The sequence below is a fragment of the Parvibaculum sp. genome (genome assembly GCF_030694575.1).
Classification (GTDB): domain Bacteria; phylum Pseudomonadota; class Alphaproteobacteria; order Parvibaculales; family Parvibaculaceae; genus Parvibaculum.
Genome location: NZ_JAUYUS010000126.1, coordinates 1 through 20,461, shown reverse-complemented (window position 1 = coordinate 20,461; position 20,461 = coordinate 1). Strand labels below are relative to the sequence as shown.

The following is a 20,461-nucleotide window of genomic DNA, read 5'->3' as shown; positions in this document are numbered from 1 at the left end:
CTGTACCGCTCCTGTCAGTGCTGTATCTGATTGTTCGCCACGGTCGCGCCGGTATGCATCGGCAGCAACACGCGAAAGATCGTCCGTCTTGGCAAGCTCTCGCATTCGATGATGCCGCCATGATCGCCGATGATCTTGGCCACCAGCGCAAGGCCGAGGCCCGTGCCGGAAGATTTCGTCGTCACGAAAGGATCGAAGAGATGCTCCATCAGATCGTCCGCGACACCGGGGCCGTCGTCGATCACGCAGATTTCGAGCGGGAGGCTGACGCGGTCACGGCTGCCCGGCATCGACAGGCGCACGCCCGGACGATAGGCCGTGGTCAGTATTATCTCGCCATCCGGACCGCCGATTGCCTCGGCTGCGTTCTTCACGAGATTGAGGAAGACCTGGATCAACTGATCCTTGTCGCCGAGTACGGGTGGCAACGAAGGATCGTATTCCTCGACGATGCGAATGCCTCTGGCGAAGCCGGTTGCCGCGAGTTGTTTCACATGACCGAGCACAAGATGAATGTTCACCGGCTCGCGCGGCACCGGGCGTTCGTCGGAGAACACCTCCATGCGGTCGACCAGCTTGCAGATGCGGTCGGTCTCTTCGCAGATGAGCCTCGTCAATGTCTTGTCTTCGGGCGAACCGGACAGTTCGAGAAGCTGAGCCGCGCCGCGAATACCCGAAAGCGGGTTCTTGATCTCGTGCGCAAGGATCGCCGCCATGCCGGTTACCGAGCGCGCAGCGCCGCGATGGGTGAGCTGGCGGTCCATCTTCTTGGCCATGGTGCGGACCTGCAGCAGCAGCAGCACATGACCCGGATATTCGGCAAGCGGCGTCACCTGGATATCGACCTGACGGTCGCCGATGCGGGGCGTTCCGATCTCGACGCCGTATTCATTCACCGAGACGCCGCGCTCGAAGACCTGGTCGATCAGGGCGAGCACCGGACTTCCGAAGGCCACGACCTCATTCAACCGATGCCCGAGCAGCATGGCGGAACTCGCAGCGAAAAATTCCTCGGCGCTGTCGTTCACGTATTCGATGCGGCCTTCGCGGTCGACAAGGATGACCGGATGGGGCATCGACTTGAGGATGACGTTCGCTTCGGGCGGCACGCCAGTGCCGAATGCTTGAATGGCCTGCGACATCACGCAGCCTCCTCCCTGCTCACTTCGTCCTCGGGTGCCGTCTCGGCCGCACGCGCATAAAATGCCGCCATTGCCGCCAGCACGTTTTTCGGATCCGTCATGCGCACGATGTTGCGCTTCGTCGCCACCGCTTCCTCGGGAACGCGTCGCGAAGCTTCCTCGAGGTACCAGACGAGATGCTTGCGCGCGACGCGAATGCCCAGCCCTTCGCCGTAGTGATCGAGCATGTCGCGATAGTGGCCGGCGACGATTTCTCCCTGCTCTTCCCAGGCGGGTGCGGGGTGCTTCTCGCCGGTTTGAAGAAACCGGGCCACCTGCGCGAGAAACCATGGGCGGCCTTGCGCACCGCGTCCGATCATCACCCCATCCGCGCCGGAAGCATCGAGGAGCGCGCGCGCATCTTCCTCGCTCATGACGTCGCCGTTCGCGATTACGGGGATCGAGACTTCCTTCTTCACCTCGGCGATGAAATTCCAGTCGGCCCTGCCCTTGTAGAACTGGCAGCGGGTCCGTCCATGCACCGTCACCATCTTCACGCCCGCCGCTTCGGCACGTGCCGCAAGCTCCGGGGCATTGCGCGTCGCGTCATCCCAACCCGTCCGCATCTTCAGCGTCACCGGCAGCGAAACCGCGCCCACCGTCGCTTCGATGAGGCTTTCGGCATGGTCGAGGTCGCGCATCAGGGCCGAGCCCGACAGACCCGTCGTCACCTGCTTGGCGGGACAGCCCATGTTGATGTCGATAATGTCCGCGCCGGCCGCCGCCGCCACCCGCGCGCCCTCCGCCATCCAATGGGCTTCCCGGCCCGCGAGCTGGATCGAGAGAGGCGCGAATTCACCAGCGCCCGCCGCCCTGCGGACGACATCGGGGCGTGCCCGGACCAGCTCATCGCTCGCCACCATTTCGGACACGACGAGACCCGCCCCGAGCCGGTGGGCGACACGGCGAAAGGGCAAATCGGTCACTCCCGCCATAGGCGCGAGCAATACGGGATTGGCCAGGGAATGGGAGCCGATGGATATGGTCAAACTTTAGGCACCACGCAAGACTGCACAAATTTTGTCCAATTTAGCGGTTGCCTAAAGTTTCGGCAAGGCAAATCGCTTGCACAAGGCGGCGGCGGATGCGAAATGAGCGAGTATGAAAGTCGCCGCGCTCATCGTGGCGGCCGGCCGCGGCAGCCGCGCGGGACCGGGCGCGCCCAAGCAATACCGCCCGTTGGCCGGGCAGCCGGTGCTCCGGCACACCCTTGGCGCCTTCATCAGTCACCCCGAAATCGATGCGATCTTGACGGTCATTCACGAGGACGATGCCTCGGCCTATGAGGCGGCCGCCAACGGCTTGCCGAAGCTCCTGCCGCCCGTCCATGGCGGTGCTACCAGGCAGGCTTCGGTCCGCGCCGGGCTCGAAGCTCTTTCCGTCGAGGCTCCCGATTTCGTTCTCATCCATGACGGCGCGCGGCCTCTCGTACCGGCACGGCTCATTTCCGGCTGCATCGCGGCGCTTGGAACGCATAGTGGCGCGCAGGCGGGCCTGCCCGTCACCGACACGATCCGGCGGACGGCGAACGGCCTGGCCAGCGAAGCGGTCCCGCGGGACACACTCTGGCGCGCCCAGACGCCGCAGGCTTTTCGGTTTGAGGCTATTCTGGACGCTCACCGCCATGCGTCGGGCGAGGAATATACCGACGACGTCGCCGTGGCGATTGAGGCAGGGATCGACGTGGCGATGGTCGAAGGCGATGAGGACAATATCAAGATCACCAGCGCAACCGACCTTCAGCGTGCGGAGCGCATTTTAATGCGCGGAGGCGAAACGCGAACGGGCATGGGCTACGACGTTCACCGCTTCGGACCGGGCGACCATGTCTGGCTCTGCGGCGTCAAGGTGCCCCACGATGCGGGGCTTGTCGGGCATTCGGACGCGGATGCGGGGCTGCACGCGATCACCGACGCAGTACTCGGCGCGATCGGAGCGGGCGATATCGGCAAGCACTTTCCGCCGAGCGATCCCCGGTGGAAAGGCGCCTCGTCGGATATATTCCTCGCCCATGCGGCAAAGCTTGCGGCGGAGGCAGGTGCCCGTATTTCGTATGTCGACCTCACCCTCATCTGCGAACGGCCGAAGATCGGCCCTCACGCCGAAGCCATGCGTGCCAGAGTGGCGGATATTCTCGGGATCGATATGTCGCGCATCAGCGTCAAGGCGACGACGACGGAAGGTCTCGGTTTCACCGGACGCGGCGAGGGGCTGGCCGCGCAGGCCATCGCCACGCTCATCATCGGATAGGTCATGGCCCGTTTCACTACCCTTCCCGCTTCGCTCGGCTTCAATCATCCCGTTGCGCTCATCGCCACATGGTTCGGCGCGGGCCTTATCCGTCCGGCACCCGGCACCTGGGGCACGCTGGCTGCCATTCCGTTCGCCTTCGCCATCTCCTATGCGGGCGGGCCGTGGCTACTTCTGTTTGCCGCCGCCGCCGCTTTCGCTACCGGTCTATGGGCGGCAGGCGCGTATTGCCGTGCCGCCGGCAAGGACGACGCCCCGGAAGTCGTGATCGACGAGGTGGCGGCGATCTGGCTCGTTCTCGCGGCGTTGCCGATGACACCGGTGGCATGGGGCATCGCCTTTTTCCTGTTCCGCGCCTTCGACATCATGAAACCCTGGCCGATCAGCGCCATCGAGCGGCGCTTCAAGGGCGGGCTCGGTGTGATGATCGATGACATTTTCGCGGCGATTTTCGCGATCTTCACCTTCATTCTGCTGGATGTTCTATGGATGATCGTCACATGAGCATTTTCCCCCGCCGCCTTGTCCATCTCGCCGAACTGACACTTGCCGAAGCAAAGGAAGCCGGCCTCAAGATCGTGATGGCGGAGAGCTGCACAGGGGGGCTGATCGCGGGATTGCTCACCGAAATTCCCGGCTGTTCGTCGGTGGTGGAGCGTGGCTTCGTCACCTATTCGAATGAAGCGAAGCGCGAAATGCTCGGCGTTCCCGGCGACATGATCGCGGATTTCGGCGCCGTTTCCGAACCCGTTGCGCGCGCCATGGCGGAAGGGGCCCTGAAGAATTCGCGCGCTCATATCGCCGTTTCCGTAACCGGCATCGCCGGACCGGATGGCGGCACGCCGATGAAGCCCGTCGGGCTCGTGCATTTCGGCGCGGCGCGGCAGGGGCGCAGCATCCTTCACGAAGTTCAGCGTTTCGGCGAAATAGGCCGGGAGGAAATCCGGCTCAAAAGTATCGAAGTGGCGCTCGGGCTGGTCCGGCGACTGATTTGACGTTTATTCGGAGGCGACTGCGGCCCCGAGCGGCGCTTCGCGCTGCGCGCCGTAAAGCTCGTCCGCGCGCTCGATAAAAGCTTCCATCATTCTTCCGAAAGCCCTCGAAAAAACCGCGCCGATCATCTTCTGCAGCGTCGCGCTCTTGAACTCGAAATCGATACAGAAGTGAATGCGCGTGCCTCCGGCAGGCAACGCCTCGAAGCGCCAGTTGTTGTGCAGATAGCTGAACGGCCCCTGCACATAACCGACGTCGATGATGCGCGCATCGCGATCGAGCGTCACGCGGCTGGTGAACTGCTCGCGAAAGACCTTGTAGGAGACGATGAGATCGGCAAGGAGCACCTCCTTGCCGTTCTCCATATCGCGACGGCGAACGCGCGCACCGGCGCACCAAGGCAGGAATTCCGGATAACGGTCGATGCCCGCGACGAGGGAAAACATGTCGTCCGGCGCGTAGGGGACGTCGCGGATGTGTTCGTGCGCGGCCATGAGGCGATCTAGCCCCGCATCAACGCGGCGCTGCGCGCATCGCGGAGCCGGGCGAAGTCTTCGTCCGCATGATAGGAGGAGCGCGTCAGCGGGCTCGCCGAGACGAGCAGAAATCCCTTCGAGCGGGCTATGGTCTCGTAGGACTTGAATTCATCCGGCGTCACGAAGCGGTCGATGGCGGCATGTTTGCGTGTCGGCTGGAGATATTGCCCGACGGTCAGAAAGTCGATCTGCGCCGAGCGCATGTCGTCCATCACCTGCAATACTTCATCGCGCGCTTCGCCGAGGCCTACCATGATGCCGGACTTGGTGAAGATCGTCGGATCGAGCTCCTTCACGCGCTGCAGCAAGCGCAGCGAATGGAAATAGCGCGCGCCGGGGCGAATGTTCAGGTAGAGCCGCGGCACGGTTTCGAGATTGTGGTTGAAGACGTCCGGCCGCGCGGCGACGACCTTCTCGAGCGCCCCGTCCTTCCTCAGGAAATCAGGCGTCAGGATTTCGATCGTCGTGTCCGGGGAGCGGCGGCGGATGGCCTCGATTACTTCGACGAAATGCTGCGCGCCGCCATCGGCGAGATCGTCCCTGTCGACGGAGGTGATGACCACGTGGCGGAGCCCGAGCTTCGCGACCGCGTTGGCGACGTTCTCCGGCTCTTCCGCGTCGAGCGGCGCCGGAAGACCCGTCTTCACATTGCAAAACGAGCAGGCGCGCGTACAGGTGTCGCCCATGATCATCATGGTCGCGTGCTTCTTCGTCCAGCATTCGCCGATATTGGGGCAGCCCGCTTCTTCGCAGACGGTCACAAGCTTGTTGTCGCGGACGATCTGCTTCGTCTCGGCATAGACGGGCGAGCCCGGCGCCTTGACGCGGATCCATTCCGGCTTGCGGAGTACAGGCGTGTCTGGACGATGCGCCTTTTCCGGGTGCCGGGGTTTGGCCGCACCCGGCTTCAGCGTGTCTACAATCGTGACCATGAACTCAATCGACCGTCCCTGTCAGGACATGGATAGACGCTTCGCCCGATTCAAGCAAATTGCCGGCGAAAGTCCTTGGTGAGCCTAGGGTTGCTCGGCGAGATCGTACACACCGCCGACGATCTGGGGCTCCCCGTTTCCGGCCTGCGCCGGCAGGTAGATCGCCTCGAAATTTGCATGCTCGGCAGCGACATTCACGAAATTTCCGCGCAAGCAGGAGGGCTTTCGGGTGGCGATAATGCGGCTGTGAAAGGCGATCTGCTCGGCCGCCATACGCGGCGCGTAGCATTCAGTGAAGCGCCGGCCGGTGAATTTCATCCCCAGCCGTTGCTCGTTCTCCGTTCCAACCAACCGGTAACGCATGTCCTTACCGCCATCGACCGGCTCGACGATGAACATGCCCCCCATCAACGAGGGCATGTCGAGCGGATTGAAGTCCGCCCGGCGCATCAGACCATCCGGCTGCAGCCGCTCTCGCCAATAGTCGAGCAGCCGGCGGCAATTGGGGTGTATCGGCGCATCGGTTTCCACTACCGAATAATCGATGCTGCCTTTCGGTGGGTGCGTATCGGCATTAGTCGCCATAGTCTACCTCCGACGACAGCCTAGTGCCCGATCCTTAAGCAATCGCTATCGGCCCAGTCCCAGCCGGATGAGCTGACTTCCCGGCGCTTCCAGTTCGAGAAGCGCCGCGCGGAGCCGTTCGGCCATATCGGCTTCCCTGGGTGTTCCTGCCAGGTTTCTCTCTTCCGAAGGGTCTTCCTCGAGGTCGTAGAGATGGTGTCCGCTGAAACGGGTCAGCGCCCAGAAAGGCACGGGATCACCCTTGTCCCACTGCTGATGAATGACCGGCACGCCGCTGCCCGGCATCCGGTCGAGAAAGGCCCGTTCATCCGGCAGTGGCAACTCCTGTTCGCGGGCGAGTACATGCGTCGGCATGGTGGACCAGCGGTTCGACATCATGGTGAGCGGCGCGTTGTCGCCGGCAGGCCCACGCGCGTATTTGAAACGGCCATCGATGTAGTGCACCTCGCGGCCCCAGACGCCGGTCAGCACCCAGTCGCGGATGCTCGCCGTCTCATTCCGCATCAGCGGCAGGAGCGAGCGGCCATGGGTCCGCTGGCGCACGGCGACACCGAAAAGGTCGGCGAGCGTCGCAAACAGATCGACGCCCGTCGTCAGCGCGTCGCAGGTGCCTGGCGCGACATCCGGATGCGCGATCATCAGGGGGATGTGCCCCAGCGGCTCATAGACGGGCACACCCGGCTTGCCCCAGATGTCTTTCTCGCCGAGGTAGTGGCCGTGGTCGGTGCAGAGAATGACCAGCGTGTCCTTCCAGAGGTCGTGGCGGTCGAGTTCGTCCATGATCTTGCCGAACCATTTGTCGATCATGGTCAGCTTGCCGCCATAAGACGCCCGAATCTGCCGGGCCTGCCGCTCCGTGATGACCCCCTTCTCAATTCCGCCGTTCACGTAGGGCGGCCAGATCAGATGCGCGCCTTCCCAGTCGGCATCGTACATGGACGCGTAGGGCTCAGGTGTGTCGAAGGGTTCATGCGGATCGAACTCGTCGACGAAAAGCATGAAACGGTCGTGATGGCCGGCGTTATCGCTCAGCCAGCGCGCGGCGGCGCCCATGGTGCGCGGACCGGGAAAATCTTCCTCGCCGTGAAAATAGCCCCGCGAGTCGTCATAAGGCATGTGCTTGCGCATGAAATTCGGCGCGCCGGCCCAACTCGGGTCCGGCCGTGTTTTCCATGGATCGCCTTCGTGGCCGCGCTGGTAGTCCCATGCGGTGAAATCGACATGATAGTTTTCACCGCCGGTTTCGAAGAGATGCGGATGATCGGAGATGAGCTGCGTGACGATACCCTTCTTGCGCAGCTCGCAGGTAATTGCGTCTTCCCAGATTTCGACGGAGCCCCACGGCCGCCAGAGAAAATCGAGCGCACCGCACAGGATGTCGTGCCGGGCGGGCATGCAGGGGAGAGAGCCCGTGAAGTGTCGTGTGAAACGGGTCGACCGCCCGGCGAAGCGGTCGAGGTTCGGCGTCGCGAACTCACGGCCACCATAGGCGCCGAGCATGTGACGGTTGAGGCTGTCGAGCAGAATCACAACGGCGTTCTTCGGCGCGCGCGACGGCGCAGCCGGCTCTTCTTTAGCGGCCATTTCTTTCCTCCCCTACCGATCCTCGGGATCAAGTATGGAGGACGCGGCCGTATGCGTCGAGGACGGCTTCGCCCATCATTTCCGACAACGTCGGATGCGGGAAGACGGCTCGGATCAGGTCCGCCTCGGTCGTTTCGAGCGTCATGGCGATGCCATATCCCTGGATGAGCTCGGTGACTTCCGCTCCGATCATATGGGCACCCAGAAGCTCGCCCGTCTTCGCATCGAAGACTGTCTTCACGAAGCCTTCCGTTTCGCCGAGGGCGATGGCCTTGCCGTTGGCGCGGAAGGGGAAGCGGCCGACCTTCACCTCGTGCCCCGCTTCCTTCGCCTTTGCCTCGGTCAGGCCGACGCTGGCAATCTGCGGTGTCGAATAGGTGCAGCCGGGAATGCGGCTCGCGTCGACAGGGTGGAGGTCCTTCACGCCGGCAATCCGCTCGGCGGCCAGCACGCCTTCGTGGCTTGCCTTGTGCGCGAGCCAGGGCGGGCCGACGAGGTCGCCGATGGCATAGACGCCCTTCACGCCGGTCTCCAGCCATTCATTGACGGTCACGTGCGTCTTCTCGACTTTGACGCCCGCTTCCTCCAGCCCGATATTCTCGACATTTCCGACGATGCCGACCGCGGAAATTACAACCTCGGCCTCGATCGTTTCCGTCTTGCCGCCCGCCGTCACCGTCATGCCGACGCCCTTGGCGCCGGTCTCGGTCTTGTCGATTTTCGCACCCGTCAGGATGCGGATGCCGCGCTTCTTGAAAGCTTTTGCGGCCTCTTTCGAAATCTCCTCGTCCTCGACGGGCAGGATGCGATCCAGCACCTCGACGACCGTCACCTCGCAGCCGAAAGCGCGATAGAAGCTCGCGAACTCGATGCCGATGGCGCCGGAGCCGACGACGATCAGCGATTTCGGCATTTCCTTCGGCACCATCGCTTCGCGATAGGTCCAGATGCGCTTTCCATCCGGCTCAAGACCGGGAATCGTCCGAGCCCGCGCGCCGGTCGCGAGAATGATGTTTTTCGCGCCGATCTCGCTCTTCTTGCCGTCCTTCGTTTCGACCGAGATGCGGCCGGCGCCGGCGAGGCGTCCGCTGCCTTCGATGACGTCGATCTTGTTTTTCTTCATCAGAAATTTCACGCCACCCGAAAGTTGCGCAGCAACCTTGCGGCTTCGCGTTATGACCGCCTCCGCATCGAAGCCGATCTTCTCGGCCTTCAGGCCGAATTCGTCCAGCCTGTGCAGCGTTTCGTAGAGTTCGGCCGAGCGCAGCAACGCCTTGGTCGGAATGCAGCCCCAGTTCAGGCAGATGCCGCCCAGCGCATCGCGCTCCACGATGGCGGTCTTCAATCCGAGTTGCGAGGCGCGTATGGCGGCAACATAGCCGCCGGGGCCAGAACCGATTACAGCGACGTCGTATTCATCCGCCATCAGAGCAACATCCTTGCCGGATACTCCACGAAAGACCTGAACGCTTCGAGGAAGCGTGCGCCGAGCGCGCCGTCGATGGCGCGATGGTCACAGGACATCGTCACCGTCATCACGTTGGCGATCTCGAGCTTGCCGTTTTTCACAACCGGGCGCTGCTCGCCCTTGCCGACGGCGAGGATGGCGGCCTGCGGTGGATTGATGACGGCCGTGAAATGCTTGATCCCGAACATGCCGAGATTGGAGATCGAGAAGCTGCCGCCTTCATACTCGTTCGGCTTCAGCTTCTTGTTGCGGGCGCGCTCGGCAAGCGCCTTCGCCTCGTTGGAAATCTCGGCGAGCCCCTTCTTCTCCGCACCGCGAATGATCGGCGTGATCAGGCCACCGTCGAGCGCGACGGCGATCCCGACATCGGCACTTTTGTGTTTCAGCAAGGCGTTGCCGGCGAAACTCACATTGGCGTCCGGCACCTTTACAAGCGCAAGGGCGGCGGCGCGGATCAGGAAATCGTTGACCGAAAGCTTCACGCCCTCGCCCGCTTCCTCGTTCAGCTTTTTCCGAGCCTGCAGCAACTCGTCTAGCTCGCAATCCACGGTCAGATAGAAATGCGGAATTTCCTGCATCGATTGCGCGAGACGGCGAGCGATGGTCTTGCGCATGCCATCGAGCGGAACTTCCTCGTAAGTACCTTCCGCATAGAAAGCGCGGGGATCGACACTCGGCATCGGTCCTTGCGTGACGGCACCCGCAGTCTGTTTCGCCGGTGCGGATTTCGGCGCACCTTCGAGGTCCGTCTTCACGATGCGGCCATGCGGGCCCGAGCCCGTCACGGCCGAAAGATCGATCCCTTGCTGTTCCGCAATCCTGCGCGCGAGTGGCGATGCAAATATGCGCCCGCCCTCCTTACCTTTGACCTCTCCTTTTGAGGGAGGTGGCGACGCCGGAGACGTCGCTTGCGGAAGCGCCTTTGCCGGCTCTTCCTTTTTCTCCGGTTTCCTCGCCGCAGGCAGGTCCTTCATGTCGCCCGCCTCCTCACCTTCCTCCAGCAGGATGGCAATGGGCTTGTTGACGGCGACGCCTTCCGTACCCTCAGCGACGAGGATTTTGCCGATGCGGCCTTCGTCCACCGCTTCGACTTCCATCGTCGCCTTGTCTGTTTCAATCTCGGCGATCACGTCGCCGGATTTCACCTCGTCACCTTCCTTCACGTGCCATTTCGTCAGCGTGCCCTCTTCCATCGTGGGCGAGAGTGCGGGCATCAGGATGTTCGTCGGCATGGCGCGCTCCTCAGCGGTAGCAGACGGCTTTCACCGCCTCCACCACCTCGTCGGCGCTCGGGAGCGCGAGTTTTTCCAGATTGGCGGCGTAGGGCATCGGCACATTTTTCTGCGCGACGCGCAGGATCGGTGCATCGAGATAGTCGAAGGCCTTCGCCTGCACCTCGGCTGCGATTTCCGCGCCGATGCCGCAAACCGGCCATGTCTCTTCGACGGTGACGAGCCGGTTGGTCTTTTTCACCGACCGGATGATCGTATCCATATCGAGCGGCCGGATCGTGCGCAGGTCGATCAGTTCGGCGCTGATGCCTTCCTCCTCGAGCTTCGTCATGGCATCGAGGCAATAGGTGATTCCGTGACTGTGCGAGACAAGCGTGACGTCCGTGCCTTCCTTCATCACCCGCGCCTTGCCGATCGGCAGGACATGGTCCTCAAGCTCCGGCACTTCAAAGCTCTTGCCGTAGAGCACCTCGTTTTCGAGGAAGACAACCGGGTTCGGATTGCGGATTGCCGCCTTGAGCAGGCCTTTGGCATCCGATGCGGAATAGGGCGCTATGACGATGAGACCCGGAATATGTGCGAACCAGGAGGCGTAATCCTGGCTGTGTTGCGCGGCAACGCGGGCGGCCGGACCGTTCGGTCCCCTGAAGACGATGGGACACGACATCTGCCCGCCGGACATGTAGCGGGTCTTCGCTGCGGAGTTGATGATCTGGTCCATCGCCTGCATGGCGAAATTGAAGGTCATGAATTCGACGATGGGACGCAAACCTGCCATCGCCGCGCCGATACCGAGTCCGGCAAAGCCATGCTCGGTAATCGGTGTATCGACCACGCGCCTGTCACCGAATTCGGCGAGCAGCCCCTGCGTGACCTTGTAAGCACCTTCGTATTGAGCGACCTCCTCGCCCATGACGAAAACGCGTTCGTCGCGGCGCATCTCTTCCGCCATCGCGTCGCGCAGCGCCTCGCGCACCGTCTTCGAGGTGAATTTCGTGCCTTCGGGAATGTCGGGGTCGTTCTGGATTTCGGCCTTCGGCGCCTTCTCCTCGGCGCGGGCCTTCGTGCCCGTCTCCCGGCTGGTCGCTTCGCCCTGCCCCGGTTCCCTCTTCGGCGGTTTCTTCCCGGGTGCCGTCTTCGCCTCCGACATATCCTCACCTTCTTCGGCGAGAAGTGCGATCACGGCATTCACTTTCACGTTCTCGGTGCCTTCCGCCACGAGAAGTTTTGCGACGGTGCCTTCATCGGCGGCTTCGACTTCCATCGTCGCCTTGTCGGTTTCAATCTCGGCGATCACGTCGCCGGACTTCACCACGTCGCCTTCCTTCACGTGCCATTTCGTCAGTGTACCCTCTTCCATGGTGGGCGAGAGCGCGGGCATGAGCACTTCAGTCGGCATCGCTCACGCCTCCATATCGGTCAGAATGTCGGTCCAGAGTTCCCTGGGATCGGGCTCCGGGCTCGACTGGGCGAATTCCGCCGCTTCGTTCACGATGGCTTTGATCTCCTTGTCGATCGCCTTCAAGTCGTCCTCGGAGAGCGATTTCGATTCCAGCAGGCGCATTCGCACTTGTTCGATGGGATCGTGCTCGGCGCGCATCTTGCTCACTTCTTCCTTCGCACGGTATTTCGCCGGGTCCGACATCGAGTGGCCGCGATAGCGATAGGTCTTCATTTCGAGGATGTACGGGCCCTTCCCCGCGCGGCACCATTCGACGGCACGATTGCCGGCCTCGCGCACGGCACGCACATCCATCCCGTCGACCTGCACGCCCGGGATATTGAAGCTTGCGCCGCGCTTCGAGAGGTCCGTCTGGGCGGATGCCCGCGCAACGCTGGTACCCATCGCGTATTGATTGTTCTCGACCACATAGACGACGGGGAGGCTCCAGAGTTCGGCCATGTTGAAGCTCTCGTAGACCTGGCCCTGATTGGCGGCGCCGTCGCCGAAATAGGCAAGGCAGACGCGGCCGTTGTCCCGGTAGCGATTGGCGAAGGCGAGGCCCGTGCCGATGGGCACCTGCGCGCCGACAATGCCGTGACCGCCGAAGAAATTCTTCTCGCGGCTGAACATGTGCATCGAGCCGCCCTTGCCGCGGGAATAGCCTCCGTCCCGTCCGGTCAACTCCGCCATGACGCCTTTCGGATCCATGCCGCAAGCGAGCATGTGGCCATGGTCTCGGTAGCCGGTGATGACCTGGTCGCCCTCTTCAATCGCACCCTGCATGCCGACGACAACCGCCTCCTGGCCGATATAGAGATGGCAGAAGCCGCCGATGAGGCCCATGCCGTACATCTGGCCCGCCTTCTCCTCGAAACGGCGGATCAGCAGCATGTCGCGATAGGCCTGGAGGTCGTCTTCCTCGGAGAATGCGGCCGGGCCGCCATCGCTCTTCTTCGCCGGCTTCTTCTGGGGGGATTTGGTCGCCATGTTCCGGAGGCCTCGGATCGAAGGATAATGGGATTGAGCAGACAGATAGCCCGGCGCGCGGACAGGTCCACCACACTTTAGAAGTGGATGATAAAGGTTTGGTTTCAAATAAAAAATGGGGGGTTAACCGAATATCGGTTAAGTGACGACGCGGCACTTGAGAGAGGTCCCGGCGCGGTGCACTGCGTCAGCGCTGGTTCGGGCGCCTGTCCTGCGGGCGTTCCAGAAAAATCGTCACGTCGTTCGCGCCGCCATAACCCAATGCAGCGCGGGCGCGTTCGTCCAGCAGGTCGGGGTCGAGGCTTTCAGGACGGAGCAGCGCCACCTGCCTGTCGAGCTGTATACGCTTCCCTTCCACTTCGGCGAGCTGGTGCTGCAGTGTGTCGATGCGGTTCTGGATGTCGAGCCATGCAATGAAGCCGTGACGGCCATAGACGGCGTGATAGGCGAAATAGCCCAACACGATGATGCAGACGAACGGGATCAGCGCCTGCCGGAGGCGGAGCGGTTCGGAGGTGCGAATCAAGACCTGACTATCCATGAGCAGAGGGAATCACATAGCGATTCCAATGGTCAAGCGGAAACGGACAAATGCCGCTATCCGCGTGACTCAGCCTTTCAGGATCGACTTGCCGGCATACTCGGCCGAGGGCCCGAGCGCCTCCTCGATGCGGATGAGCTGGTTGTACTTCGCCAGCCGGTCCGAGCGCGCGAGCGAACCCGTCTTGATCTGTCCGCAGTTCGTTGCCACCGCGAGATCGGCAATCGTCGCGTCTTCCGTTTCACCGGAGCGATGCGACATGACGGCGGTGTAGCTTGCCTTGTGCGCCATCTCGACGGCTTCAAGCGTCTCGGTGAGCGAACCGATCTGGTTCACCTTCACGAGGATGGAGTTCGCAACGCCTTTCGCGATGCCATCGGCGAGGCGGCGCTTGTTGGTGACGAAGACATCGTCGCCGACAAGCTGCACCTTCGAGCCGATACGATCCGTGAGCGCCTTCCAGCCCTCCCAGTCGTCCTCGGCCATGCCGTCCTCGATGGAGATGATCGGATACTTGCCGATAAGGTTGGCCCAGTAATCGACCATGCCGCCGGCGTCGAGCTTCCTGCCTTCGCCTTCGAGATCGTAGACGCCGTTCTTGTAGAACTCCGTCGAGGCTGCATCGATGGCAAGATGTATGTCGTCGCCGGGCTTGTAGCCCGCCTTCTCGATCGCCCTCATCACGAAACCGAGCGCGTCTTCCGTCGACGCAAGGTTCGGCGCGAAGCCGCCTTCGTCGCCGACATTGGTGTTGTGGCCGGCCGCCTTCAGTTCCGCCTTCAGCGTATGAAAGACTTCGGCGCCCATGCGCACGGCGTCGGCAAGCGAGCCCGCCGCGACGGGCATAATCATGAATTCCTGGATGTCGATCGGGTTGTCGGCATGCTGGCCGCCATTCACGATGTTCATCATCGGCACGGGCAGCACGCGGGCAGCGGGGCCTCCGACATAACGGAAAAGCGGCTGGCCGAGCGAAGCTGCCTGCGCCTTGGCGATGGCGAGCGATACGCCGAGAATCGCATTGGCACCGATGTTGGACTTGTTGGCCGTACCGTCGAGCGCGATCATCGTCCGGTCGATCTGGATCTGCTCGGAGGCGTCCATGCCGCCAATGGCGTCAAAGATATCGCCGTTGACTGCCGCGATCGCGTTCAGCACGCCCTTGCCCTTGTAGCGGGGGCCGCCGTCGCGCAGTTCAACCGCCTCATGTGCGCCGGTCGAAGCGCCGGAAGGGACCGCCGCGCGGCCGAGCGAGCCGTCTTCCAGAAGCACGTCCACTTCCACCGTCGGGTTGCCCCGGCTATCCAGAATTTCGCGCCCGATGATGTCGATGATGGCGGCCATGTCGTCCCGTCTCTTATTCAGATGGATAAGGTCCGCCGAGCCTCCCGCCCGGCTGGCCGTTTCATAGCGGAGAGGAGGCTCGGGCGAAAGGGCCTGGTCGCGGAAATCAGGCTTCAAAAGCGCCCATGGTGTCGTACATCGCCTGCCCTACGGCCCGCCGACGAGAAGGGGTCGATGCGGTCCCGCGGACAGCGTTGACCGGGACGCCCGAGCCGTGCCGGCCCGGGCGCTTCTTCTTTATGGAAGCCGTCCGTTTCCGCGTCTCTCAGGCGTGCGCGGCTATTGGCACCGGCACATCCTCCGGCGAGGCATTCAGCAGGGCGGCCCCATGCGCGACGATGTAGTCGCGTTGCGCTTCCATCATCGCCCGGCCGAAGCCTATACAGAATTTCGCGCCTTCCTGAAGTTCCCCTGCCTCTCGCCGATCAAGGTCCTTGAGAACCTCTTTCGTATCTTCGAGGCGCTGATCGAGCAGCTCCTTGACCCGCCAGCGCGGCAGAAATGGCGCAAAACTCAGGATGAAAATGAACTCCGAGCGCAAGCGGTGACGCGCGTCGCCCGACATGAGCGCTTTCAGACAAGTTGCCCGGCCCGCTTCCGTCAGTTCATAGACTTTCTTGTTGGGCCGATTGTCCTGCTCAACCTTCAGACAGGTGACGAGCCCCTCCTCGGCAAGCTCGTTCAACGCCGGATAGAGATTCGACAGGCTCACGTCGAGCAGCGTCGAAACCTCGTTTTCCATGATTTTCTTGATGTCGTACCCCGTGGCCGGTCCGGCCATGAGGACACTGAGCAACAGTTCCTTGGTATTCAATCCGCTTCCTCCCCAAGAGCAGATTACGGCACTTGCCTCATGTGCCGTTTCATTATATCCCGTTTTTTATTAGGTTATTTTTACCTATAGTAGACCCTCATAAAAGACTGACCCATCGCAACTCCCTCCTCGATCCCGCGAAAGGTCGGCATCCCTCACCAACTCGTGGCCGGTTCCGGCGGAGCCGGCCGCTACTTCCCAAATCCGCCGAATGCTCTGGGGCAATACCACAAAAATCCATCCATGCGGGAGGAACTAGCAAAATGATAGTATCGACAGGAATCACGCCTGTCACGAATGAACCGGCGGCGCGCTTTGCCCGCTCGGTTGGGGCGGCTTCTACTATCGCCACGATCTTCGTGTCGGCTCTTTTCTTTTCCACTTCCGCTTCGGCGGAATCGTTCGTTTTCGGCGACATGACGCTCAGCATCGACACGACCGTTACGGCGGGCGCGACGATGCGTGTGAGTGAGCGCTCCTGCGAGCATGTCTCGCCCGGCAATGGCGGTTGTGTGCAGCCCGACGGCGTCGGCAACAGCATGAATTCCGACAACGGCAATCTGAACTTCGGGAAGGGCGACATCACCAGCGCCGTCGTGAAGGCGACGATGGATATTCAGGGCACCTGGGAGAATTACGGCTTCTTCGTCCGCCCGACCGCCTTCTACGACCACATCTATCATCAGAACGATATGGACTTCTACGACCTGACGCCGACCGCGCAGGGCGTCGGCGAGAGCGATGTCCGTGTCCTCGACGCCTATGTCTACGGCTCGTTCGATGTTGCCGGGCTGCCGACGACCATCCGCTTCGGCAAGCAGGTGCTGAACTGGGGCGAGAGCATGTTCATCCAGGGCGGCGTCAACTCGTTTCAGGCGGCCGACGTGACGGCCTTGCGCTCGCCGGGTTCGGAACTGCGCGAAGGCTACACCCCGATGCCGATGGTCATGGTACAGACTTCCCTGACGCCCGATCTCAGCCTTGAGGCCTTCTGGCAGTTCTCCTATTCGATCACGCGCCTCGATCCGGCCGGCTCGTTCTTCTCGACCGACGACATCGCCGGCCCCGGTTCGCTCCCGGCGGTGCTGAACGCCAATTCCGACGATCCATACAATTGCGTTGCCGATGGCGATACCAATATTCTCGCCTACGCAAACCCTGCGTCCAACCCGATTTGTCTTTCCCGCACAAAAGATCGTGGTCAGAACGACACAAATCAGTTCGGTGTTGCAACGCACTACTACGCGGCAGACATCGGCAACGGTATCGATTTCGGTCTTTACTATGTGCGCTTCTCAAGCCGTCTGCCTTATCTTGGTTTCACCAATGGCAACGACGACATCTTCAGTGCGTGTTCCACGGTTTCCACGGGTACAGGCGGGGCATACAACTGCTTCGGCGGTCCTAATCAGGCTGACGCGATTGGCCTCGCCTTCGCCTATGCCGCAAACCAGTCGACCTATTTCTACGACTTCCCTTCGGTCGACACGATCGGCGCCAGCTTCAACACGACGCTGGGCGTGACGGCAGTTGCGGGCGAACTCACCTTCTCGCCCAAGATGCCGTTCGGCATCAGCGACAGCGCATTGAATGCCTCGCAGATCGATGGTCTCGGTGGCACCCCGCTCCTGACCGGTGGTGGCACCACGTCGATCAGCGAAGGCATCTACGAGCCGGGTATCAATGAATCCACGTGGACGCATATCGATCTTGATGCCTACCAGGGCCAGTTCAGCACGATCAATTCCTGGTCGACCACTGACCTGATCCCCTCGCTGGTCGCTGCGGATGGTGGCCTCTTCCTTTTCAATGCCGGCTTCGTCTATGTCCCGGACGCAGACAAGTACCCGTTGAACCGTCCCGGTCCGGAAGGCGGTTACTACAATCCCTTCGGCGCCGCCATCCTGCAGGGATCCGCAACGGCCACCAATGCTCAGTATGCGACCACCTTCTCGTCCGGTTACCGCATGCGTCTCGCGGTGGACTACAACAACGCCTTCGGCACGCCCTTCACCGTCACGCCGAGCATCTCATGGCGCCAGGACCTGTCGGGCTGGTCGCCGGGCCCGAACACGGCCAACTACCAGAGGGGCACCAAGCAGGTCGGTCTCGGCCTCGACGTGGGCTACCAGAGCACGTGGAGGGGTTCGATCGTCTATGTGAACACCTTCTCCAACGACTGGACCGTCGCGATGACGGACCGCGATTTCGTTCAGGCAAGCATCTCCTACGCTTTCTGATCGAAAATCGTACGGATCGAGCCCCGGAAGGCCATGCCTTCCGGGGCTTTTCCTTGTCCGGCAGAGGCCCCGCTTGACGCCGGGAGCCGGCTCCTGTTCAACAGCCCCGAACGGAGAGACCCATGGTGGCGACGGCGAAAACAAAGGCACTTGTGCTCTTTTCAGGCGGACAGGATTCGACTGTCTGCCTCGCCTCGGCGCTTGCCCGCTACGATGAGGTCGAGACGGTCGGCTTCGACTATGGTCAGGCCCACGCCGTCGAACTCGACTGCCGGGAGAAGCTTCGAGATGCCCTTGCCCGCTTTCCGGGCTGGGGCGCGAAACTCGGGCCGGACCACATGATCGCACTGCCGGAACTCGGCCGGATCAGCGAGACGGCCCTCACCCGCGATGTCGAGATCGAGATGGGTAGAAATGGCCTGCCGACTACCTTCGTGCCCGGCCGCAACCTCCTCTTCTTTACCTATGCGGCGGCGCTCGGCTATCGCCGGGGCGCGAGCGTCCTGATCGGCGGGATGTGCGAAACGGACTATTCCGGCTATCCGGACTGCCGCGCCGACACCATCGCCGCGCTCGAGCGGGCAATATGTCTCGGCATGGACCGCGATTTCACGCTTGAAACGCCCTTGATGCGGATCGATAAAGCGGCGACATGGGCCTTGGCCCATGAGCTCGGTGGCGATGCGCTGGTCGACCTCATCATAGAAGACAGCCACAGCTGCTATCGCGGCGACCGCTCGAAGCGCCACGACTGGGGCTATGGTTGCGGCGCCTGTCCGGCCTGCGAATTGCGCGCCCGTGGTTATGCCGCCTATCTGGCGGGTAAGGCGTGAGCCCATGTATTCGGTGAAGGAGATTTTCTACACGCTGCAAGGTGAGGGCGCGAATGCCGGACGGCCGTCCGTATTCTGCCGCTTTGCCGGCTGCAATCTCTGGTCGGGCCGCGAGGAGGACCGTGCGGCTGCCGTCTGCACCTTCTGCGATACCGATTTCGTGGGCACCGATGGCGAAGGCGGCGGCAAGTTCCGCGATGCGGCGGCGCTCGCCGATGCGATTGAAAAGACCTGGGCGAGCGGCGTGGAGCAGAACCGCTTCGTCGTCTGCACCGGCGGCGAGCCGCTGCTGCAGCTCGATGCGCCTCTCATAGCCGCGCTCCACGCGCGTGGCTTCGAGATCGCCGTCGAGACCAATGGCACCATCGCGGCGCCGGAGGGCCTCGACTGGATTTGCGTCAGCCCGAAGGCGGATGCCGAGTTGAAACAGACCAGCGGCCACGAGTTGAAGCTCGTCTACCCGCAGGACGAGGCGCGGCCGGAGCGCTTCGAGCATTTCGATTTCCGGTATTTCTTTCTGCAGCCGATGGACGGCGCGGAGGTGGAGGAGAACACACGCGCGGCGACGGCCTATTGTCTCGCGCATCCGAAATGGCGGCTCAGCCTCCAGACCCACAAGCTGATCGGTATTCCGTGATGAAGATATACAAAGAGTTCTTTTTCGACGCGGCCCATTTTCTTCCCTATGCGGAGGAAGGGCATCCGAACCGTCGCATGCACGGACATTCGTTCCGTGTCGTCGTCTGGCTGAAGGGAAAGCCCGCCGCCGAGACCGGCCTCGTCCGCCATTTCGAGGATGTCGAACGCGAAGTCATGGCCGTTCGCGAGAAACTGGATCATCATCTTCTCAACGAGATCGCGGGCCTCGAACTCCCGACGCTGGAGCGGATCGCCGCCTGGATATGGAACGCGCTGGCTGTACCGCTGCCGGAGATCGCGCGGGTCGAGGTTCACCGCGCCTCCTGTCGCGAGGGCTGCATCTATGACGGACCGGAGGCGGAGTGATGGCGAAAAAAACTGAAAAAGGGCTCACGCAACTCGGCACTGCGACTGCCGTTCCCGCCTCGCCCGAGAAGGCCGTTCTCGAGCGTGTACCGAACCCGCATCCCGACACGAACTATGCCGCGCGCTTCACGGCACCGGAGTTCACCTCGCTCTGCCCCGTCACCGGCCAGCCGGATTTCGCTCATATCGTCATCGATTATGTGCCCGGTAAGTGGCTGGTCGAATCGAAATCGCTGAAGCTCTATCTGCAATCCTTTCGCAATCACGGTGCCTTTCACGAAGATTGCACGGTTGCCATCGGCAAGCGCCTCGTTGCCACGCTGGCGCCAAAATGGCTTCGTATCGGCGGCTACTGGTATCCGCGCGGCGGCATTCCGATCGACGTCTTCTGGCAGCAGGGCCGGCTCCCCGCAGGCGTATGGATCCCGGATCTGGGCGTCGCGCCCTATCGCGGACGCGGCTGATCCCTTTTTACTTTCTGTTAAGGTTTGT

Annotated in this window: 21 protein-coding genes; 8 read left to right on the top strand and 13 right to left on the bottom strand. The window is 62.2% G+C overall.

Annotated elements, in window-relative coordinates; genetic code table 11:
- Positions 1 to 14: 14 nt before the first annotated feature.
- Positions 15 to 1,142 (bottom strand): nitrogen regulation protein NR(II), encoded by a 1,128-nt coding sequence (locus Q8S60_RS17795; protein ID WP_305277729.1) that lies wholly within the window; start codon positions 1,140 to 1,142, stop codon positions 15 to 17.
- Positions 1,142 to 2,170: a tRNA dihydrouridine synthase DusB gene (gene dusB, locus Q8S60_RS17790; RefSeq protein ID WP_305277728.1), complete on the bottom strand. Its 1,029-nt coding sequence runs from the start codon at positions 2,168 to 2,170 to the stop codon at positions 1,142 to 1,144. Before dusB ends, Q8S60_RS17795 begins: the two co-directional genes overlap by 1 nt.
- Before the next feature lie 112 nt (positions 2,171 to 2,282).
- On the opposite strand from dusB, the gene Q8S60_RS17785 reads away from it, so the two are divergent.
- Genes Q8S60_RS17785 through Q8S60_RS17775 form a run of 3 tightly spaced genes read left to right on the top strand, consistent with a single transcriptional unit; the run spans position 2,283 to position 4,426 of the window.
- Positions 2,283 to 3,431, top strand: coding sequence for a bifunctional 2-C-methyl-D-erythritol 4-phosphate cytidylyltransferase/2-C-methyl-D-erythritol 2,4-cyclodiphosphate synthase (locus tag Q8S60_RS17785; RefSeq protein WP_305277727.1), 1,149 nt, complete (start codon positions 2,283 to 2,285; stop codon positions 3,429 to 3,431).
- 3 nt (positions 3,432 to 3,434) lie between these two features.
- Complete coding sequence (locus Q8S60_RS17780; protein ID WP_305277726.1) at positions 3,435 to 3,935, top strand: phosphatidylglycerophosphatase A; 501 nt, start codon at positions 3,435 to 3,437, stop codon at positions 3,933 to 3,935.
- The gene (locus Q8S60_RS17775; protein ID WP_305277725.1) at positions 3,932 to 4,426 is read left to right on the top strand and encodes a CinA family protein; all 495 of its coding nucleotides are present in this window, start codon (positions 3,932 to 3,934) and stop codon (positions 4,424 to 4,426) included. Before Q8S60_RS17780 ends, Q8S60_RS17775 begins: the two co-directional genes overlap by 4 nt.
- Before the next feature lie 3 nt (positions 4,427 to 4,429).
- Here Q8S60_RS17775 and Q8S60_RS17770 read toward each other — a convergent pair whose 3' ends face one another.
- The 11 genes from Q8S60_RS17770 to Q8S60_RS17720 form a co-directional block, all read right to left on the bottom strand.
- A complete protein-coding gene (locus Q8S60_RS17770; protein WP_305277724.1) occupies positions 4,430 to 4,918 on the bottom strand; it encodes a type II toxin-antitoxin system RatA family toxin in 489 nt (162 codons plus the stop codon).
- Between the two features lie 8 nt (positions 4,919 to 4,926).
- Positions 4,927 to 5,892 carry a lipoyl synthase gene (gene lipA, locus Q8S60_RS17765; RefSeq protein WP_305277723.1) on the bottom strand — a complete coding sequence of 322 codons (966 nt, stop codon included), beginning with the start codon at positions 5,890 to 5,892 and terminating at the stop codon, positions 4,927 to 4,929.
- Between the two features lie 84 nt (positions 5,893 to 5,976).
- Complete coding sequence (locus Q8S60_RS17760) at positions 5,977 to 6,477, bottom strand: PAS domain-containing protein (RefSeq protein ID WP_305277722.1); 501 nt, start codon at positions 6,475 to 6,477, stop codon at positions 5,977 to 5,979.
- 45 nt (positions 6,478 to 6,522) lie between these two features.
- Complete coding sequence (locus tag Q8S60_RS17755) at positions 6,523 to 8,061, bottom strand: sulfatase (RefSeq protein ID WP_305277721.1); 1,539 nt, start codon at positions 8,059 to 8,061, stop codon at positions 6,523 to 6,525.
- A gap of 28 nt (positions 8,062 to 8,089) precedes the next feature.
- The gene (gene lpdA / locus Q8S60_RS17750) at positions 8,090 to 9,487 is read right to left on the bottom strand and encodes a dihydrolipoyl dehydrogenase (protein ID WP_305277720.1); all 1,398 of its coding nucleotides are present in this window, start codon (positions 9,485 to 9,487) and stop codon (positions 8,090 to 8,092) included.
- Positions 9,487 to 10,761, bottom strand: coding sequence for a pyruvate dehydrogenase complex dihydrolipoamide acetyltransferase (locus Q8S60_RS17745; protein ID WP_305277719.1), 1,275 nt, complete (start codon positions 10,759 to 10,761; stop codon positions 9,487 to 9,489). Before Q8S60_RS17745 ends, lpdA begins: the two co-directional genes overlap by 1 nt.
- 10 nt (positions 10,762 to 10,771) lie before the next feature.
- Positions 10,772 to 12,160 (bottom strand): pyruvate dehydrogenase complex E1 component subunit beta, encoded by a 1,389-nt coding sequence (locus tag Q8S60_RS17740; RefSeq protein WP_305277718.1) that lies wholly within the window; start codon positions 12,158 to 12,160, stop codon positions 10,772 to 10,774.
- A 3-nt stretch (positions 12,161 to 12,163) separates the two neighbouring features.
- On the bottom strand, positions 12,164 to 13,192 hold the full coding sequence (pdhA, locus tag Q8S60_RS17735; RefSeq protein WP_305277717.1) for a pyruvate dehydrogenase (acetyl-transferring) E1 component subunit alpha: 1,029 nt from the start codon (positions 13,190 to 13,192) through the stop codon (positions 12,164 to 12,166).
- Positions 13,193 to 13,379: 187 nt separating this feature from the next.
- On the bottom strand, positions 13,380 to 13,718 hold the full coding sequence (locus tag Q8S60_RS17730; protein WP_305277716.1) for a septum formation initiator family protein: 339 nt from the start codon (positions 13,716 to 13,718) through the stop codon (positions 13,380 to 13,382).
- Positions 13,719 to 13,802: 84 nt separating this feature from the next.
- On the bottom strand, positions 13,803 to 15,077 hold the full coding sequence (gene eno / locus Q8S60_RS17725) for a phosphopyruvate hydratase (protein WP_305277715.1): 1,275 nt from the start codon (positions 15,075 to 15,077) through the stop codon (positions 13,803 to 13,805).
- A gap of 265 nt (positions 15,078 to 15,342) precedes the next feature.
- Positions 15,343 to 15,891: a PadR family transcriptional regulator gene (locus Q8S60_RS17720; RefSeq protein WP_305277713.1), complete on the bottom strand. Its 549-nt coding sequence runs from the start codon at positions 15,889 to 15,891 to the stop codon at positions 15,343 to 15,345.
- 263 nt (positions 15,892 to 16,154) lie between these two features.
- On the opposite strand from Q8S60_RS17720, the gene Q8S60_RS17715 reads away from it, so the two are divergent.
- The 5 genes from Q8S60_RS17715 (at position 16,155) to queF (ending at position 20,433) form a co-directional block, all read left to right on the top strand.
- Positions 16,155 to 18,131, top strand: a complete 1,977-nt coding sequence (locus tag Q8S60_RS17715; protein ID WP_305277712.1) for a DUF1302 domain-containing protein — start codon at positions 16,155 to 16,157, stop codon at positions 18,129 to 18,131.
- Between the two features lie 122 nt (positions 18,132 to 18,253).
- Positions 18,254 to 18,964, top strand: a complete 711-nt coding sequence (queC, locus tag Q8S60_RS17710; RefSeq protein ID WP_305277711.1) for a 7-cyano-7-deazaguanine synthase QueC — start codon at positions 18,254 to 18,256, stop codon at positions 18,962 to 18,964.
- 4 nt (positions 18,965 to 18,968) lie between these two features.
- Positions 18,969 to 19,601 (top strand): 7-carboxy-7-deazaguanine synthase, encoded by a 633-nt coding sequence (gene queE / locus Q8S60_RS17705; RefSeq protein WP_305277710.1) that lies wholly within the window; start codon positions 18,969 to 18,971, stop codon positions 19,599 to 19,601.
- Entirely contained in the window at positions 19,601 to 19,969 is a 369-nt protein-coding gene (locus Q8S60_RS17700) for a 6-carboxytetrahydropterin synthase (RefSeq protein ID WP_305277709.1), read from the top strand. Before queE ends, Q8S60_RS17700 begins: the two co-directional genes overlap by 1 nt.
- Positions 19,969 to 20,433 carry a preQ(1) synthase gene (queF, locus tag Q8S60_RS17695; RefSeq protein ID WP_305668757.1) on the top strand — a complete coding sequence of 155 codons (465 nt, stop codon included), beginning with the start codon at positions 19,969 to 19,971 and terminating at the stop codon, positions 20,431 to 20,433. Before Q8S60_RS17700 ends, queF begins: the two co-directional genes overlap by 1 nt.
- Positions 20,434 to 20,461 lie beyond the last annotated feature (28 nt).

Excerpts from the sequence above, each read along its gene's own strand:
- Q8S60_RS17760 (WP_305277722.1), bottom strand. The coding sequence starts at position 6,477 with ATGGCGACTAATGCCGATACGCACCCACCGAAAGGCAGCATCGATTAT.
- Q8S60_RS17740 (WP_305277718.1), bottom strand. The coding sequence starts at position 12,160 with ATGCCGACTGAAGTGCTCATGCCCGCGCTCTCGCCCACCATGGAAGAG.
- Q8S60_RS17780 (WP_305277726.1), top strand. The coding sequence starts at position 3,435 with ATGGCCCGTTTCACTACCCTTCCCGCTTCGCTCGGCTTCAATCATCCC.
- Q8S60_RS17700 (WP_305277709.1), top strand. The coding sequence starts at position 19,601 with ATGAAGATATACAAAGAGTTCTTTTTCGACGCGGCCCATTTTCTTCCC.
- queF (WP_305668757.1), top strand. The coding sequence starts at position 19,969 with ATGGCGAAAAAAACTGAAAAAGGGCTCACGCAACTCGGCACTGCGACT.
- Q8S60_RS17785 (WP_305277727.1), top strand. The coding sequence starts at position 2,283 with ATGAAAGTCGCCGCGCTCATCGTGGCGGCCGGCCGCGGCAGCCGCGCG.
- lipA (WP_305277723.1), bottom strand. The coding sequence starts at position 5,892 with ATGGTCACGATTGTAGACACGCTGAAGCCGGGTGCGGCCAAACCCCGG.
- queC (WP_305277711.1), top strand. The coding sequence starts at position 18,254 with ATGGTGGCGACGGCGAAAACAAAGGCACTTGTGCTCTTTTCAGGCGGA.
- Q8S60_RS17715 (WP_305277712.1), top strand. The coding sequence starts at position 16,155 with ATGATAGTATCGACAGGAATCACGCCTGTCACGAATGAACCGGCGGCG.
- Q8S60_RS17795 (WP_305277729.1), bottom strand. The coding sequence starts at position 1,142 with ATGTCGCAGGCCATTCAAGCATTCGGCACTGGCGTGCCGCCCGAAGCG.
- queE (WP_305277710.1), top strand. The coding sequence starts at position 18,969 with ATGTATTCGGTGAAGGAGATTTTCTACACGCTGCAAGGTGAGGGCGCG.
- Q8S60_RS17745 (WP_305277719.1), bottom strand. The coding sequence starts at position 10,761 with ATGCCGACGAACATCCTGATGCCCGCACTCTCGCCCACGATGGAAGAG.
- lpdA (WP_305277720.1), bottom strand. The coding sequence starts at position 9,487 with ATGGCGGATGAATACGACGTCGCTGTAATCGGTTCTGGCCCCGGCGGC.
- Q8S60_RS17755 (WP_305277721.1), bottom strand. The coding sequence starts at position 8,061 with ATGGCCGCTAAAGAAGAGCCGGCTGCGCCGTCGCGCGCGCCGAAGAAC.
- Q8S60_RS17775 (WP_305277725.1), top strand. The coding sequence starts at position 3,932 with ATGAGCATTTTCCCCCGCCGCCTTGTCCATCTCGCCGAACTGACACTT.
- eno (WP_305277715.1), bottom strand. The coding sequence starts at position 15,077 with ATGGCCGCCATCATCGACATCATCGGGCGCGAAATTCTGGATAGCCGG.
- pdhA (WP_305277717.1), bottom strand. The coding sequence starts at position 13,192 with ATGGCGACCAAATCCCCCCAGAAGAAGCCGGCGAAGAAGAGCGATGGC.
- Q8S60_RS17770 (WP_305277724.1), bottom strand. The coding sequence starts at position 4,918 with ATGGCCGCGCACGAACACATCCGCGACGTCCCCTACGCGCCGGACGAC.